Below are 17368 nucleotides of genomic sequence, written 5' to 3'. Positions count from 1 at the left end.
TGCCAAACATGCTTGGGCAAGCAATTCATGTGATTGTCACGCTTGTACAGGCCCGTGGCAATAAAACCAGGCGTTTAGAAAATGGCGATTTTCCCTCCTAGTCATGTCACTAATCCGTTGTCATGAATTTATCAATCAACTGACATGTGCGAATCATTTTTCTGTCACAAATTCTGAGCAAACTTGCTGCATTTATATAAATGTGGTTAACACATGGATACAACAATAACAGGGATGGATCAGGTCAACGACCAATGGACGTTGGCGCTGAACGAAGAGCAACGCGCGCTATTTATGGAAGTGATTGAGGAGTCGTTGCGCCTGCAGCATCGCTCACACCTTTTTAATTGGCTACAGCGAGGGTTTCAGTGTTTATTGGCGCATGAGGTGGTGATTATTGGTGTGCGTAGTTTAGAGCGTGCCAGTTATGACTATGAATACCTGACCTCCAGCCGTTATTTTGGCGATACCCAATTCGACCAGGTGCTTAATGATGAGGATGGCCTGGTGAATGAAGCCTTTACGCGCTGGAGCAAGCTAGGCATGCCGGTGTTCTACCATACCGAGCTCACCGCGCAGCAATATAACCATTACGCTGTTGAGCATGTGGAGGCTGAACGCATGCTGGCCTCAGAGCTCAAGCGCTTTGTGGTGCATGGCTTTGGCAATGAACACAGCCGCATTGCCACCATGGTCATGTTTGGTCGTTTGAGCTCACCGGCCAACGCGCAAACGGCCCATTTGCTTGAGTTACTGATGCCACATCTGCATTGCGCGATCGTCAAAGTCACGGCCAATAAATGTCCTTCGGTGCTATCTACTACCGCGCGCAATGGTCGTATCAAGCCGTTAAGCAAGCGTGAGCTCGAAGTGCTGGAATGGCTGCAGGCAGGCAAAACCAATTGGGAGATTGGTAACATCATGCAGGTCAGCCCACTCACCATTAAAAATCACGTACAAAATATCTTACGCAAACTGGATGTGGAAAACCGCAGCCAGGCCGCCAGCAAAGCGCTCAAGCTGGGGCTGATTACCCGTAAACAATAAATACTCCCCTGCCGTATTTTTACCGCTTTAATGCAATCACTCTAACTAGTCCGAACGGACTAGTTTTTACTTTAAGCCTGTCATGTTGAGTTCCTAAACTACTCAGGATTTTTATGCAGCTATTTTGCGCGGTCAGACTAGTCCATATGGACTAGGTTTACAAAGTAAGGCTGTCATGTAGCAACCGCATAATTTTTCGGGATGAGTTTCATCGTATTCGCTCAGGTATTAGTAGTTTGCTCTTTCTATCGGTTTGCTCAAAAAATTAAGGAGAAGTTTATGAAATTTCAAGTAAAAGCATTGGTTGCTGCATTGGCTCTGTCCGCTGCAACTATTCCAGCACACGCGGCTATGACATTTGCGACAAGCGGTAGCTCTAGCCTGATCCTGACTTTGCTGGACTTTAACAGCAATACGTCAGCCACTTTTGATCTGGGCTACGGCTACGATAGCTTCCAAAGCCTGGTGGTTGATGCGCATACAAACGGTACGTTGTCAGCAGATGGTTTGTCTAAAACCTTCTCTTTTGATTTGGCTGGTGGTGATTATGCTAATGCATGGAGCTCTTTCTGGAACACGGCTTCAGCTTCAACAACCAAGTGGGCGATTTATGCTGCTGATGGTACTGGCACTGGTTTAGATTCCCGTGGCATTATTTCCACTTACAAATCAGGTAGCAACCTGACCAACTCTAACCAGTTGCAAACTTCGATTGCAAACTTCAATAGCTACATGACTAACAACAACGCGTTGGATAACCACAACACTGTTGATGATGGTGCAAGTATCGTCACTTCAAACCTGTCACAAGCCTATGCAGGCCGTGCCGTCGCTTACGGCTCTACAGGCCGTATTAATGCCCAGGGCCACGTCTCTATGGATAACCTGGATAGCACTATGACGGTTGTGCAACAGAAAATGGGTGCAACACAAGCTTCTGCGCCTTCTTTTAACACATTGGGTCTGAATGGTAATTTCCAATTCAAGATGAACTCTAATGGTGCTTTGGAGTTTGTAGTACCAGTCCCAGAAGCTGACAGCTACGCAATGTTGCTGGCTGGCCTGGGTGTCGTTGGCTTGGTCGCTCGTCGTCGCAAGGCTTAATACAACATTAAAAAAAGCCATGAAAAACGGCCTGTTTACAAACTGGCCGCTAATCAAATCTTTTATCGAAGGAAGCGAAAAATGTTTAAATTTAATAAAGTATGCTTGGCTGTTGCAGCTACCCTGTTTGCTGGTCAAGCGTTTGCTGCCCCTGTGACTCAAGCACAGATCAATACTGCGCGTGGCAACGGTGCATTGAATGAAACCTGGATTTCTGGCGCTTCAGCACCAACTTACAACGTTTTCCAGGGCTTTGCTGCTGGTTGTGATGCAAACACACTATCCGTGTTCAACAACGGCTCAGCAACAGCCGCAGTAAGACCAGGTAACTCAGCTGCAAGCAACTTCCTGGCTTATGCTTGTACACGTGGTGGTAAGGTGTCTGTGGTTTACCACACGATTGATGGCGGTTCTTTTAACGCCTACGCACCACACATTCCTAACGATGTTGATGGTGATGGCACAGTGGGTACTACTAATTTGCGCCGTATTGGCAAACTGGGTGCTAACGCTGGTTGTGTGGCTCAAACTGGTTCTTTGTCTCTGCCAGGTCAAACTGCAATTGCAAGCTATCGCTCATGTGCGATTGTGACTCCAGCAACTGCTGCTGATGGCGCAACGGTTAAACCAGCAGGTGGTTTCTCTGACGTTGAAGCGGCATTGTTCGGTGTATCCGTTGACGGTTACGGTGTTGAGTCAAACGCTAACGTTGGCCAAGCATTCGGTATCGCTACTTCAACCTCCTTGTACCGTGCGATGCAAGTTGCACAAGGTATCTATGCAAGCGTAGCCGCAGCAAACTCTGCTGATCCTGATTACTTGCCAGCCAATGCTCCTAGCATCTCTCACGCACAGTATGCTTCTATCGTGAGTGGTACTGCTGCTGATGCGGGTATCTTGGTACCAGGTTCTACAGCTGCCTTGAATCTGGCTCGTCGTGTACCTACTTCTGGTACTCAAGCGTCTTCTAATGCGACTTTCCTGCGTAACCCATGTAACGGTGATGCTGCCATTGGTGGTGTGTTGGCTCCTGTAGGCCTGGCTGATTCTACACCTACCTTGATTATCACTGAAGGTTCCGGTACTGGTAACGCAAAAACTGCATTGTCTACAGCTGGCTTCGCGATTGGTGTGTTATCTCTGGAAAACAACTGGCGTACAGATACATCATCCAACGGCTATCGTTACATCAAGTTGGATAACGTTCACCCAGAAGCACCAGTAGCTGGCTCCGGTCAGACAACAGATGCTAACGCACGTTACACCGCTGCTCAAGGTTTGTACGATTTCCACATGGAAATGAAATCTTTTGTTGCTAACTCAGCTTCCGGTACATTCGGCGAGACTGTGATCAATGAAATCGTTGGTGCTTTTGCTGGTTTGGATTGTGCTGAAGTACCACGTGGTTTGACCATCAACCCGTTTGCCGGTTCATCCTGCACAGTCGGTACCATCGTTGCTAAAGGCTCACGCAATGGTAACAACTGCCAAGCACAGCAATTGTTCTAATCTCAAGCACTAGCAGTCAAAAGCTGCGACGCCTGATTAAAAGCACACCCGTACTGGGTGTGCTTTTTTATTGCCTAATTCAATCAAAAACCAGTCGCGACTCGCGGACATCTGAGTGTCTCCTGACAATGGCTCACATGGGCTATAAAAACAAGTCCGCGGACTAGTCCGTATTTCATCTTTGTGACACGCGGCGCTTTCAAAATGGCAAGCCTCGGGAAGTGCCTTAGGCGATTGAACCAAAAAAGAAAGGTGTTGCGATTGTTGCTGCGTGTGATGAGTTGTATGTGTGTTCTGTGGTCTTTTGCATTGCATGCAGAGGAGGCTTCAGAGTCCGCCCAGCAGCCTGTAAATGGTTGGGGGGCAGAGGTTCCCGGGCAAGCGGCTGCAGAAGTGTCCACTAAAGACCAGTTTGATATTTTTGAATACGTGGTCAATGGCAACTCCGTGCTCAGCGTGACAGAGATTGAAAAAGCTGTTTATCCTTATCTCGGTGAGCATCGCTCGATTGATGATGTAGAAAAAGCGCGTAGTGCGCTGGAGCAAAGCTTCCATGCAGCGGGCTACCTGACAGTGTTCGTGAGCATTCCCGAACAAGAAGTGAACGGTGGGGTCGTGAAGCTGGACGTGTTGGAAGGGAAGGTTGAGCGCTTAAGTGTGGTTGGTTCCCGCTATTACTCTCTGGGCAAAATCAAGCAAAACGTTACCGAGTTCAAAGAGGGGCATGTTCCCCACTTCCCAACGGTGCAAAAACAAATTGCCTCGGTCAATATTAACCAGGACCGTGTGGTAGCGCCTGTGCTGCGTCCAGGCAAGTCACCGGGCATGGTTGAAGTGGATTTGAAGGTGGATGACAAGTTTCCGTTACACGCCAGCATGGAATACAACAACCGGTACACACCGAACACGACAAAGACACGTCTTTCCGGCAACTTGAGATACGACAATCTGTGGCAGAGCGATCACAGCATTGGCCTGGGTTTCCAGGTGACGCCGGAAGATGCCAACGAGGTGAAAGTATTTTCGGGCACCTATGTGATCCCTTATGCTGGTGACTACTGGGCGACCTATGCTGTCGTTTCCCAAAGTGATATTAGTGCCGTTGGCGATTTGAATGTGGTGGGTAACGGTAACATTTATGGCTTGCGCTATATCCATCCGATGCCCAGCCCAATCAAGTCTTTTAATCACAATTTGACCCTGGGCGTCGATTACAAAGATTTTAAAGAAAGCACCCGCAGGCTGGGGGCTGACCTGGGCAGTAATCCGATTACCTATCTTCCCATGCTGATTGGCTATACCGGCAACCTGGTGACTCCAGAGAGTACCACCAAACTCGACTTGAACTTTGTCTTCTCAACCAAGGCATTAGTCAATGAAGAGGATGAGTTTGCACAGCGACGCTATCTGGCGCGACCAAACTTTTCTTATTTGAGAGGGCAGCTCGAGCATACCTGGACTTTACCTTATCAATGGCAATGGTACGGTTCTTTGGGGGGGCAAGTCACCGGCGACTCACTGGTTTCTAACGAACAGTTTTTTATTGGCGGCCTGGATACTGTGCGCGGCTTTCTCGAGTCCAGCGCGCTGGGGGATACCGGTACCAACCTCACCATGGAGTTGCGTTCGCCGCCGTTACAGAAGTATGCGGGCTCCTGGGTCAACGAAATGCGTTTGCTGGCTTTTTACGATTATGGTTTGGCGACCACGCGTGATCCGGTTACGTTTGCTAATGACCGCTTCTCGCAAATCCAGCGTTACATTTTGTCCTCTTACGGATTTGGCCTTGATGTGAAGGCTGCACACGGTTTGTTTGTGCGTCTGGATTTTGCGCGCGTGTTGCAATCAAGCTGGATATTGGAAAACGGAAACACGGCACCGCTCAAGCCAGCCGGAATGGCTGAAAGTGGTGATACGCGCCTGCATTTTAAAGTGGGTTTTGACTGGTAATAAGCGCTTAGCTGAAGTAAACGAGGTGAAATGATGAACAAGTTACGATTCAAACTGGTATTTAGCAAACGCTTAGGCATGTTAGTGCCGATTGCCGAAATTGCACGTACTCATCAAAAAACAGTGACTTTGGCGAGTGCTGCCACTGTGGGTGACAGTCAAGCTGGTGCTGAGCAGCCCTGGTGGAAAATTTCTACCGGCAGTATGGCCTTGTTGTTTGCTGGCTGTTTAACCTGGATGTCTGCACCAGTGCTGGCGATGGACGCCAATACCTTGCCAACGGGCCACAATATTGTGCCCGCCATCGGTAATATCAATGTCAATGGCAATACCATGAACATCAATACGGTGGTCAATAATGCAGTTATCCGTTGGGACAGCTTTAATATTGGCTCTAATGCCACCGTCAATTTTAAAATGCCTGATGCCAACTCTAGCGTGTTAAACCGGGTCATGGGTAGCGGTGCCAGTTTTATTAATGGCATGTTAAATGCCAATGGCCATGTCTATATTGCCAACCAAAATGGCATATATTTTGGCGCCGGTTCGCAAGTCAACGTCGGCTCGCTGACTGCGACGACGCTCGATAACCTGGCGAACAATAACATTGAGACTATTTATAAGAATGGTATTTTGTCTAACACCACCTCCCCGGTGTTTTCATTCGCGGATGCCATTGGCGTGATTGATGTTGCCAAGGGTGCGAACATTACCACGGCCACGGGCGGGCGTGTCATGTTGCTGGCACCAGATGTCACCAATAGTGGCGTGATTAAAACACCGGATGGCCAGACCATTCTGGCGGCGGGCAAGACTGTTTACCTGAGCACGCTGGATAAGTTTGCAGGGTTGCTAGTGGAGGTGAGTTCGGGCGGCAAGGCGACTAACCTGGGTGACATCATTGTCAATCATGGTAATGCCAGCCTGATTGGCCTGGCAGTGAATCAGCAAGGGAATATTTCTGCGTCTACTTCGGTGCGTGCCAATGGTTCGATTTTTCTCAAAGCCGAACAAATTGGCTCTAAAAGTGGCGAGCTGAATATCAATCCAGAGTACGGCAAAGTGACGTTAGGTAAAAATAGTAAAACGACCGTCACCATTGATGTGGATGATAAAGAAGAAATTATTGATGCACAAAAGCTGCCGGTATCAGTTTATAAGCTGGATGGTACACAAACGACAAAAACGGAGCTTGAAGGGTCGGTGATCAATATTCAGGGTAAGGATATTGTGATTGATGGCACCATCACAGCTAATAGCGGTCAAGTTTTTGTGACTGCTACAGATATCCAGACGAATAACAGTAGCATCTATCTGGGCGAGAACGCGGTGATTGATGTTTCCGGGGTAGATGCCACGGCCCCAATGAGCCGTAACCAACTGGCAATTCAGCTGTATTCTGACCAGTTAAGAGACTCCCCGGTATTAAGAGGCGGGGCCTTGTTTGGTGAAGTATTGTATCTGGATGCCCGTAAAGGAACTAAGATACTGAGCCAGAGCGTGATTGATCAGGCAAAAGCGGGTATCACCAGAACAGTGGCTGAACGCTCCACCAGTGGTGGTCAGGTGAATTTGTCCGGTGTGAATGTCGTCAGCAAAGCAGGTTCTACGATTGACTTGTCGGCAGGCAGTACCACTTACACCGAAGGTTCTATCCGAGAAAGCAGTTTGCTCATTAATGGTAAATGGGTACTTGCGTCTGAGGCATTGCCTAATCTGCCGTATCAGGGCATGAGTGACTATTATTCTGTGACCAGTGGCCGTTGGGGGCAGACCCGGCAATGGGCGCTGACAGCCAATGCTTTGAATGGTGTTTCTGCGCAAAGTGTCGCCACAGATGCGACAGTCAGCGGTTATTCACAGCCCACTTATCAACAGGGTGGTGATGCCGGGACGCTGAGTGTTTCTACCACCAATATGGCGTTGCAGGGCAATGTGCTTGCCAGTACGGTGAGCGGTCTTTATCAGCGCGGAGAGACTGACGCACATAACATACCGTTGGGTGGTACCTTCAAGTTGACCTATAACAACTCCGGTGCTTTAAATATCGTTTCATCTGCAGCCCCGCTGTCTGAGAGCTTTAATGAAGACAGCCAACTGAGCACAGAACAGAAGCAAACGTCTGAGTTAAGCACCGCCATGCTGGCCAATGGGGTAAATCATGTGGTAATCAAAACCACTGGGCAGGTCAACCTCAACACAGACATCAATATGCAGGCAAATGGTAGCCTGCATGTGCTAGGTAGTGGCGGTGTAAACGTTAATCACGATATTCGTTTGCCTTCCGGCACAGTCAATCTGTCTGCTAGTCAAAGTGCCGACGTGACCGTGGCTAACAATGTAAAGATCAATGTTGCGGGCCTGTTTACCAATGATTTGCCTGGCGTCAATGGAGCAATGCTGGGTAAAGTTGCGCTCAATGGCGGCAACATTACCATCGGCAGCATGGTTGTTCACAAGGATACCGGTGACATCATTACCGATAGCAGCACTCCCAAAGAAGACACCATTACCATTAGTAGTGGTTTGCGTATGGGGCAAGGTGCAAGCATGGATGCCTCATCTGGGGCATGGCTCAATAATAAAGGCCAATTGAATGCTGGCCATGGTGGTGACATTACCGTGACCATGGCAGATAACAAGATCGGCGCTGGCAGCTTTAGCAGCTATGGCATGATGGTCGATGGTCAGCAAACACAAGGTGGCCATTTAACCGTGAAGTTACAGGGTGAGCAGGCGACGGGGATTGTTGATCATATCCAGTTGGGCGGCATCAATCCCCAGCAAGAAAATACACTGTGGTTATCTGAAGGCTTTTTTCAGCAGGGTGGTTTTTCAAACTACACCATAAGTAACGCGGGCCGCCTAAACGGTGATGTGATGATCGGTGACCAGGTCAATAGCCTGGTGACAATACACCCGGAGCAACACTCGCGTGTTCTTGGGGGCTCTGCGCGGATGGCACAAAGTGGTAGCGACTTAAGCACACTGGTGAGTAAGACATCACTCGCCGGTAGCATGCGAACACCAGCCAGCCTGGCTGTCGTGGCGGGAGATGACCTGACGCTGCAGTCGAATGCCAGTATCGTGACAGATACCCCCGCTAGCCAATCTGGGCCTAGAGGCAATGTGAGCCTGACGTCTAAAGGCCAGATGACCATTCTGGGGGATATTACTGCGCCTGGTGGTGACATTAAACTAGCTATAGACGCGATTCCCGATACCAGTGATCTGACCCTGCCGAATAACAGCTTTGACCCTACACTGAGTTTGTTTGTAGGTGATACTGCTACGCTGAGCGCACGGGCGCAATACGTGAAGCCGCCATCCAGTGATGGTAACCTGCGCACGGCTTTTGTGACCAAAGCAGGAAATATTTCTTTATCGGCAGGCAATGGTGTACTCATTACCAAGGCGGGCTCGGTGATTGATGTTTCTGGCACCAGTGGCAAAGTTGATTTGCCAGTGTCAGGCGGTTATTCCCGGCAGTCTGTGGCAGGCAGTGCAGGCGTGATTGCGATTAACGGCCGTGATGGTATCGCGCTGGATGGCACCCTGATGGGTAATCCCTCTGGGGCCGGTGAAGGGGGCACACTGAATATCACCCTCGGTGGCAAGAATGCCTCGGGGATTGAAAACGACATCTCCACCCCTCTATATTTTACAACTGGCACACGTGTATTGAACGTTACTAACAGCAAAGAACTGATGGCCGCCAATAATACCGCTGGTGGTAGTACTGCTAACCTGATTAACACCTCCAATTCGTCTACTGAGCCATTGAGCACAGCACAAGGAGTCGGTCAGATTTCAGCCGATCAGATTCGTCAAGGTGGTTTTGACAATGTCAGCTTGAAGGTGGATAACGTGAGTGCCGCGACTGGCGACACTATCCATTTCGCCGATACCACCCTGAATGTGCCTTCGCTGCTGACGCTGGATGCGACCACGCTATCGGGATCGGCCAATATCAACGCGTCTACCTTGGTGTTAGCCAACAACAGCACGATTACCATGAGCGATAGCCAACTGGCCGCAGGCACAGACCGCTTTACTGCCAAGGCAAACTTTATTGACTTGCAGGGCAATATTGCGATGAACGGTGTTGCCGAAACACGTTTGCACAGTAAAACGGATATTCGTGCGCGTGGCATTACATCGTCTCTGCAAGGAACGGCCTCTCTTGCTGCGCCAGGCCTGATTCAGCTAGATGCCGCCCAAATTTACCCGGCAACCGCGGTTGATTTCACGGTGACGGCCACCGGTGCTGGCAGTCGCATTGAAGTGACCAACCAGTCTAAAACCGCAAGCACGGTGCCTTTGTCAGCGGTGGGTAGTATGACATTAAATGCAGACTCTATCTTGCAGGCCGGTGTGTTACGTGCGCCTTTAGGGCAAATTACCCTGAATGCTGCCCATGATTTAACGCTGGCCCCAGGTAGCCTGACCTCAGTGTCTGCTGAGGGTAGCTTGATTCCCTATGCCGTGACTGTATTGGGTGGTAGTGAGTTGGCTGATACCAAAGGTGCCATCAACAACTTTATGGCTGCAGTTGATAAGAAGAAGGTCACGCTGAACGCCAATAATATGAATCTGCAGGCGGGCGCACGTGTCGATATTTCCGGTAACGGCGATACCATGGCTTACGAGTGGATTCAGGGCATAGGCGGCTCGGTCGATGTGCTATCCCAGGCAGGCTATTATGCTGTGCTGCCGTCTCTGGGTAATCAGTATGCACCGTATGACTATTTAATGAGTGCCGGTTCTGACGTCGGCATCGGCCAGGCTATCTACTTGTCTGGTGGCAATGGCCTGGCAGCAGGTAAATACACGCTCCTGCCTGCGCACTATGCGCTGTTACCAGGCGCGTTTCTGGTCAGTGCCAACGGTGCCAATATGCAGATCAATACGCAGTTAACGCAGGCAGATGGCACAGGTTTGTCTTCAGGATATCTCACTAAAATTGATGGCACTAGCCGTGGTCAATATACGAGTTTTAATATTGTTAATGGCAATAGTTTTTACAAAGACTACGGCACCAAGAACTATAAAGGCCTGGCAGAGTATCTGGTCAGCTCGGGTAATGCCCTGTTAACCAAGAATGCCATCCGGGATGGCAAAGAAACCCCAAGGCTGACAAACGATGCTGGTCAATTGGTACTGGCAGCAGGCAGCAGCCTTAACCTGGAATCGGATATTAATACCAGCAATGTGGCAGGTGCCAAAGGGGCATTGGTAGATATTTCTTCTAACGATATTCGTGTGGTTTCAACCGTTGATCCGCAGCAGGCAGGAGTGTTGCAGATTTCTGCTGATCAGTTAAGTAAAATCAGTGCTGACTCCATTCTGTTAGGCGGGAGTCGTTCTGTCAGTGGCAAGACGCAGACCATCACGACCACTGCTTCTAACGTGACGTTCAGCAACGATGCAGATCATGCGGTGCAAACGGATGAGTTAATTGTTGCCTCCAAAGATACGATTACTGTTAATCAAGGCGCGGTGGTGAAGACCGGCGCCAAGCAAGACAAAACAGGGACGACCACCTTGGTCGCTAATGGTGATGGCGCGCTGTTGGCAGTGTCAGCCAAAAACGACTTCGACTTCTCTAGAACAGGCGTGACAGCAACGCCAACGACAGGTAAGTTAACTATTGAAGATGGCGCAAGTGTGAGTGCCGCAAGATCTATGGTACTCGATGCAACGAGTGCCTTTGATCAATCGGGCGCGATTGAGGTCGCTGATGGTGGCACGGTGACTTTGGGCGCCAATCAATACGCCATTGGTGATCAACCTGTGAATGGTGCGACACGTATTACTTCAGAGACCTTGGCTGATTTTGGACGCTTGTCAGGGATTACCTTTAACAGCTATAAAAATATTGACATCTTAGGCGCTGTTAATTTTGGCAATAACAACCTGAATATCACGTTTAATACTGCTGGAATTGCGCATCATGACGCCGGTAATGTGAATATTAATGCCAATAACTTTGTCCTTAAAAACACAAATAATGCTTTATTTACTGCCCCTGCAGCACTTAACGGACAACTGGCCATTAACGCCAACCAGATTACTTTCGGCGACACAGGGAGTGTGTCCAGCAATATTGGTGGATTTAATAGTGTCAGCCTGAATGCCAATAAAGACATCCGCTTTACAGGCACTGGGACAGTCAATATCAATGCTGACCAGACCACCATGAGCAGTGCTGTGATGACGGCGGACTCTGGCGCCAACTACTCCTTCGCTAGCAATGGCAGTCTGCAGACGTTGAGCAATGGACAACAGCCGACAAATACTTCTGGGCTGGGCGCAACACTTAATTTGTCTGCCACCGAGATGCAATTGGGAGGCAAACTGGTATTGAATGCCGGGGCCGTGAATGCTGTGGCGCGCAGTGGCAATCTGACCGTGGCCTCAGGCGGGGCCATTGACGTTTCTGCGGCAACGGTTGCGTTTGATAGCACCCATTCAGCGACGACGGATGCAGGTAATGTGCACCTGACTTCTGCGCAGGGCAATGTCCAGATCGAAAGTAATGCGCTGTTAAACCTCAAGGGAGGGACCACTGCCGGGGATGCTGGTACGTTGCAAGTGGATGCGAAGAGTGGTCACTTTGTGGTGGCGGATGGTACGCTACAGGGCCAGGCAGCCAAGGGTGAAAAAACAGCATCACTCAAGCTGGATGTTGGCAGCCTGGATAACTTCAGTGCAGTGAACCAGGCTCTGGAAAGCGGCCACTTTAATGAAAGCCGTGACATTCGTGTCCGTAGCGGGGATGTCACGATTGCCGCTGGCGATACAGTCACTGCGCATGCATTGACCATCGGGGTTGATAACGGTAATGCGACCGTTGCCGGGCATATTAATGCAGATGGTAGCAAAGGTGGTGATGTGGCCATTTATGCCAATGGCTTGGTGACATTGGCTAATACTGCGCAAATCACGGCCCGCGGCCAACAGGCTAATCAGTCTCTCGGCGACTTGCAAACCGGCTCTGGCGGTTCTGTACTGTTATCCTCGAACAGTGTATCTACTGCGAATGCCGTATCTGCTGAGGCTGGCGCCCTGATTGATACCAGTGGCTATGATGCTGCGGCCAACGGTAATAAAGGGGTTGATGGTTACGATGGCTCGGTGACATTAAGAGGTGCACGCGGAACGACCGGCACTGCTAATACCGTGAATGTGGCATTGAACACGACTGCTGCAATCAAAGGGGCCAGTGAAGTGACGGTTGAAGGTAGCCGCACCTATACCACCACGGCATTTACCGCTGCCAATATGGCCAGCATGATCAGTGATACCAACAGCTTCTATAATGCGAATGCTGGTGCAGGAGGCTATGCAGCGACGCAGGATGGCCTGGCTGCAAAAGTGCTGCCACATATTGAAGTGCGTAGCACCACGGGTAACACGGCAACCGCCATGACCGTGGGCACGGCAGACGTGAACCTGCGCTCATTTGGTGCGCTGCTGGCAGGGCGCGGTGGTTCGCTGACCCTGCGCTCAAACGGTAATTTGACTTTCAGTGGCTCTTTAAGCGATGGCTTCAACACAGCGACGACAGCAGGCGTGTTGCAGTCGAATGCAAACACGTTTAACTACAACCTGATTGCCGGGGCTGACTATAGCGCTGCGAATATCACCGAGACCAAAGCCGGGGCGGGTGATTTCACGCTGGCCAATAATAAGTTAATCCGTACGGGTGAGGGCAATATCACCATTGCTGCGGGTGGCAATATGACCTTGGGGAATGTTGGCTCTGTTATTTATACGGTAGGTAAAGAGGCGGCACCACTGGCCGGATTTACGCCTGCATCAGGTGGGACTAATGTGCCAACGGCGGCCAGCTATGTGAATAATGGCGGAGATATTACCATTGATATCGCTGGCAATATCTTCGGTGCAGCCACGACGCAAAGTGTTAACCAGTGGTTATTGCGCCAGGGCGGTAATGGCACTGATACCAGCTGGTGGGTGCGCCCGGACTTGTTCCAGCAAGGCGTTGCAGCATTGGGTGGCGGTAACGTTAATATCCAGGCAGGTGGAAACATCACTAACGTATCAGCTTCTTCAGCAACCAATGCACAATTTGTTAAAACGCTGGATGCTAAAGGAGATGAGGTCCGCACGAGTTTGGTCAACGGTGGCGGTGATGTGTCTGTTTCCGCAGGCGGTAATTTGACGAATGGGGTGTACTACGTTGGTCGTGGCGAGTTAGCGTTAGAGGCCGGGGATAGTGTACTTAAATCGGGAACGACAGGCACTGTGATTGCCTTGCAGGACGCTAGTGCGGACGTGCGTGCAAAAAACAATGTGAAAATTGAGACCGCGTTTAATCCTACTCTTTGGGTGCAAGGCAGTACATTGGCGCAGAACCAGATTGCAAATAGTACTTTCTTTAATACCTATTCGGCAGATTCTGCCTTGAATGTAGCTTCTTTATCAGGCAACGTTGAAGTCGGGCAAAGTAACAGGCAGTCGATTGCGAGTACGGGCCTTAACTCAGCGGGGTACACGACATTAACCAATAATGATATGGCGGCTATCCACCCGGGTACAGTCAATGTGACTGCGTTTGCTGGGGATATTACGACCTATAAGATGCTGTTGGCGCCAGCAGCGAGTGGCAACTTAAGTTTATTGGCCGCTGGTAGTGTTGTCAGTGGTGTGAATACAAGTGGAAACATCAATCCTACAGCGAATATCTTGATTTCGGATGCCGATTTAAGCGCTGTGTTAAACGTCTTTAATCCTACGACAGGCAGCCCAAGCGATAGCAGCATTACAAGCATCTTGGGTAGCATCAAAACAGGCGTTTCCGCGGTACCCGTGCATCAAAACGATTCAACAACAGCTGTGATTGTGGCACGTGATGGCGATATTCGACTGACTGGGACGCCTACTGACAGAGATAGTACCAATATCTATGGTATCAAGTCATCAAAACCGGTTTATATCAATGCTGGTAGTAATGTGACCTTGCATGCGTCTATTCAGCATAATAATGTGGATGATGTGTCAGAAATTCACGCCGGTAAAGATTTTGTCATGGAGAACGGTAAACAGCAGGCGCGTATTGATATCAACGGCCCTGGTGAAGTGTTAATCAAGGCTGGCCGCACGGTCGACTTGGGTAATACCAGCGGTATTCTTTCGTTGGCGAATACGGTGAATCCTAACCTGGCTGACAACAGCGCTAACATCACCTTACTGGCTGGCCTAGGCAAATCAGGCACCAATATTGATGGTTTTGTCAGCACCTATATTGACCCAACGGGAAGTGGCCCTGCATCGCTGCAAGGTGATGCTAAGGCACTGGCCAACTATCGCCAGTCAGCAGCGGCACGCGTACAGGCTTACATGAATGAAATCACCAGCAGCAAAAACCCGGCGACTGGCAAGCCGTACACTGCGCAGGAGGCCATGGCAGAGTTCTTGACGTTGGATACGACCAGAAAAGAGATTTTTGCCTTGAGACAATTCCAGGCGGAATTGCTGGAAGCAGGCAGGGAGTATATTAAAACCGCTAGCACCACCAGAAGTGATGATGTCATTGCCTCCTTGTTCTCTGGCAAGGACTACTCCGGTGATTTGTTGATGTATCAAAGCCAGATCAGGACTTCCAGGAACGGCAATATCAATCTGTTTGCACCTGGTGGCTTGATTAATGCTGGCGTGGCTTCTAATAACTCACTTGAGCATGATATTGGTGTAGTGACTGAGAAAGGTGGCAATATCGGTGCTTATGCAGATGGTAACTTCCTGGTCAACCAGTCGAAAGTGATTACGCAATATGGTAGCGATATTCTGATCTGGTCTAATCATGGCGATATCGATGCCGGTCGGGGCTCCAAAGCAGCACAGTCTGTGCCTGAGCGTGTGGTCAGTATCAATGCCAACGGTGATGTGACCGTCGAGGTCAAAGGGGTGGCTTCTGGCTCTGGTATTCGTGCACAGACTTATGACCCCGATGGTCCTAGTGGTCCACTGCAAGGTCCTAAACTCGAGGATGCTACAGTTGCGTTATTCGCGCCGCGTGGTGTATTGGATGCGGGTGAAGCAGGGGTTGCCGCTGGTAATTTGCTGGTCGGTGCTACCCAGGTGTTGAATAGCTCTAACATTACTGTGTCTGGTACCTCCTCTGGGGTGCCTGTAGCAGATACAGGTAGTCTGGCCGGTGCTGCGTTAAGCTCTGCAAGTACTTCTGCAGGGGCCGCGAACACTATGACTGAAAATCTGGGTAACCAGATGAATAATCAAAACGTTGCCCCTAAAGAGTTGCCACCTATCGTGACAGTGAAGACGATTCGTTTGGAGGATTAATGCGCTTGTAACAAGATGGTTCTTTGATAAAACGCCCACCTTTGGTGGGCGTTTTTATTGCTAGCAGGTTAATGTATCGCTTGGAAGTCATTGAATGCCTTGCGCAGTTCAGCAATCGCAAACACTTGCGCTTCCCTGGCTTTGGCGACAACATCAGCCATGCCGAAGAACTCATGCGCCACGCCATCAAAATGGCGATAGTTCACCGGGACACCGTCTTTTTGCAGCCGTTCGGCAAAGGCCCTGCCTTCTTCACATAAAGGGTCGATTTCTGCCGTGATGATAGTCGAGGGAGGTAGCTCTTTCAGTGAGTGTGCTTTATCGGGTAGCGCATAGGCGCTTTCGGCCTCAGCAGGTTGGCTGTAGTGTCCGAAAAACCAGTGCATCATGGCGGCATTCAATGGTTTGGCGTGGGCATTGTCCTCATAAGACGCATTCTGCGTATCGTTATTGACCAGTGGGTAAATCAGCAATTGATGGATCGGCATAGGTACATCCTTGTCGCGCGCCATCAATGAAATGACAGCCGCAAGATTACCGCCCGCACTTTCTCCGGCGACGGCAATGCGCTGGTGGTCGCCATTCAATTCTCCTGCATGCAGCCGCAGCCATTGGTAAGCTGCAAATGCTTCATTGGGCTGGGTAGGGAACGGGTGCTCGGGCGCCAGGTGATAATCGACCGCGACCACGATAGCCCGTATACCTTGTGAGAGTGCCAGAATCGACGCTTCATAGGTTTTACTGTCGGCTAGCACAAAGCCACCGCCATGAAAGTAGAGGATGACCGGAAAAGGCCCTTCGCCGATAGGTGTGTAGACGTGTGCGGGAATACTCTCTAACGGCCCGCCGGGTATGCTGATTTCCTGGCTGGAAACCTGGGCAGCGGCGGGGAACTGGCCTTTTTCCTGCAACAAGCGCTTGACCGCATCTGCGGGTGTCGGCTGCTGACGCGCTTCCGTTGGCGTCAAAGTTTCAATCGGCTTGCCACCCAGTGCCGTCAATGCATCCAGCACTAATTGCATGTCCGGGTCCACCTGTGGTGGCTCAGGTAGCGCAGGCATCATTTCGGCCAATGGGGCACCGCCTTCAATGCCAGGCACTGTATCAATACTGGGTACTAGGGCTGCGACTTTGTCGAGTAACGATTCATGTGTGTTTGCCATTCTGCGTCCTTTCTTGAGTTCAAACTGATCAAAATCAAACTGTAGGCCAGCTTGCGGGAGATGGCTGTCGGGTACGAGAGCAATCTCATGTAGGACAAGCCATCCGGCACGCTTTTGGTGCATATGACTAGGCGTCAGGTCTGGTCATTGACCAAAAACTGTACCAATTGCGGCCGATTTATGGTGGTTTTCTAGTCCGACCTGCCTAGCACGCTGGAGTGAAACTTAATATTGACGGCAATCTAAATTGCTAAAGTGTTCAGGCT

At 50.1% G+C, this 17368-nt stretch carries 6 protein-coding genes; 5 read left to right on the top strand and 1 reads right to left on the bottom strand.

Going from position 1 to position 17368, the window contains the following annotated elements; all coding sequences use genetic code 11:
• Positions 1-213 precede the first annotated feature (213 nt).
• The 5 genes from epsA to ACIDE9_RS05225 all read left to right on the top strand — a co-directional run bounded on the left by epsA (position 214) and on the right by ACIDE9_RS05225 (position 15939).
• Complete coding sequence (epsA, locus tag ACIDE9_RS05245; RefSeq protein ID WP_228519834.1) at positions 214-1047, top strand: XrtB/PEP-CTERM-associated transcriptional regulator EpsA; 834 nt, start codon at positions 214-216, stop codon at positions 1045-1047.
• Positions 1048-1326: 279 nt separating this feature from the next.
• Positions 1327-2151, top strand: coding sequence for a PEP-CTERM sorting domain-containing protein (locus tag ACIDE9_RS05240; protein WP_411993264.1), 825 nt, complete (start codon positions 1327-1329; stop codon positions 2149-2151).
• Between the two features lie 81 nt (positions 2152-2232).
• Positions 2233-3660 carry a hypothetical protein gene (locus tag ACIDE9_RS05235; protein WP_411993262.1) on the top strand — a complete coding sequence of 476 codons (1428 nt, stop codon included), beginning with the start codon at positions 2233-2235 and terminating at the stop codon, positions 3658-3660.
• A 285-nt stretch (positions 3661-3945) separates the two neighbouring features.
• Positions 3946-5610, top strand: coding sequence for a ShlB/FhaC/HecB family hemolysin secretion/activation protein (locus ACIDE9_RS05230; protein WP_411993260.1), 1665 nt, complete (start codon positions 3946-3948; stop codon positions 5608-5610).
• Positions 5611-5640: 30 nt separating this feature from the next.
• Positions 5641-15939, top strand: a complete 10299-nt coding sequence (locus ACIDE9_RS05225) for a filamentous haemagglutinin family protein (protein WP_411993258.1) — start codon at positions 5641-5643, stop codon at positions 15937-15939.
• Between the two features lie 68 nt (positions 15940-16007).
• On the opposite strand, the gene ACIDE9_RS05220 is transcribed toward ACIDE9_RS05225, so the two are convergent.
• Positions 16008-17102 (bottom strand): alpha/beta hydrolase, encoded by a 1095-nt coding sequence (locus ACIDE9_RS05220; RefSeq protein ID WP_411993256.1) that lies wholly within the window; start codon positions 17100-17102, stop codon positions 16008-16010.
• Between the last annotated feature and the right edge of the window lie 266 nt (positions 17103-17368).

The sequence above is a fragment of the Methylophilus sp. 'Pure River' genome, assembly GCF_046765995.1.
Taxonomy (GTDB): Bacteria; Pseudomonadota; Gammaproteobacteria; order Burkholderiales; family Methylophilaceae; genus Methylophilus.
Note: the sequence above shows the minus strand (reverse complement) of the source record. Positions and strands in the feature narration are given on the sequence as shown.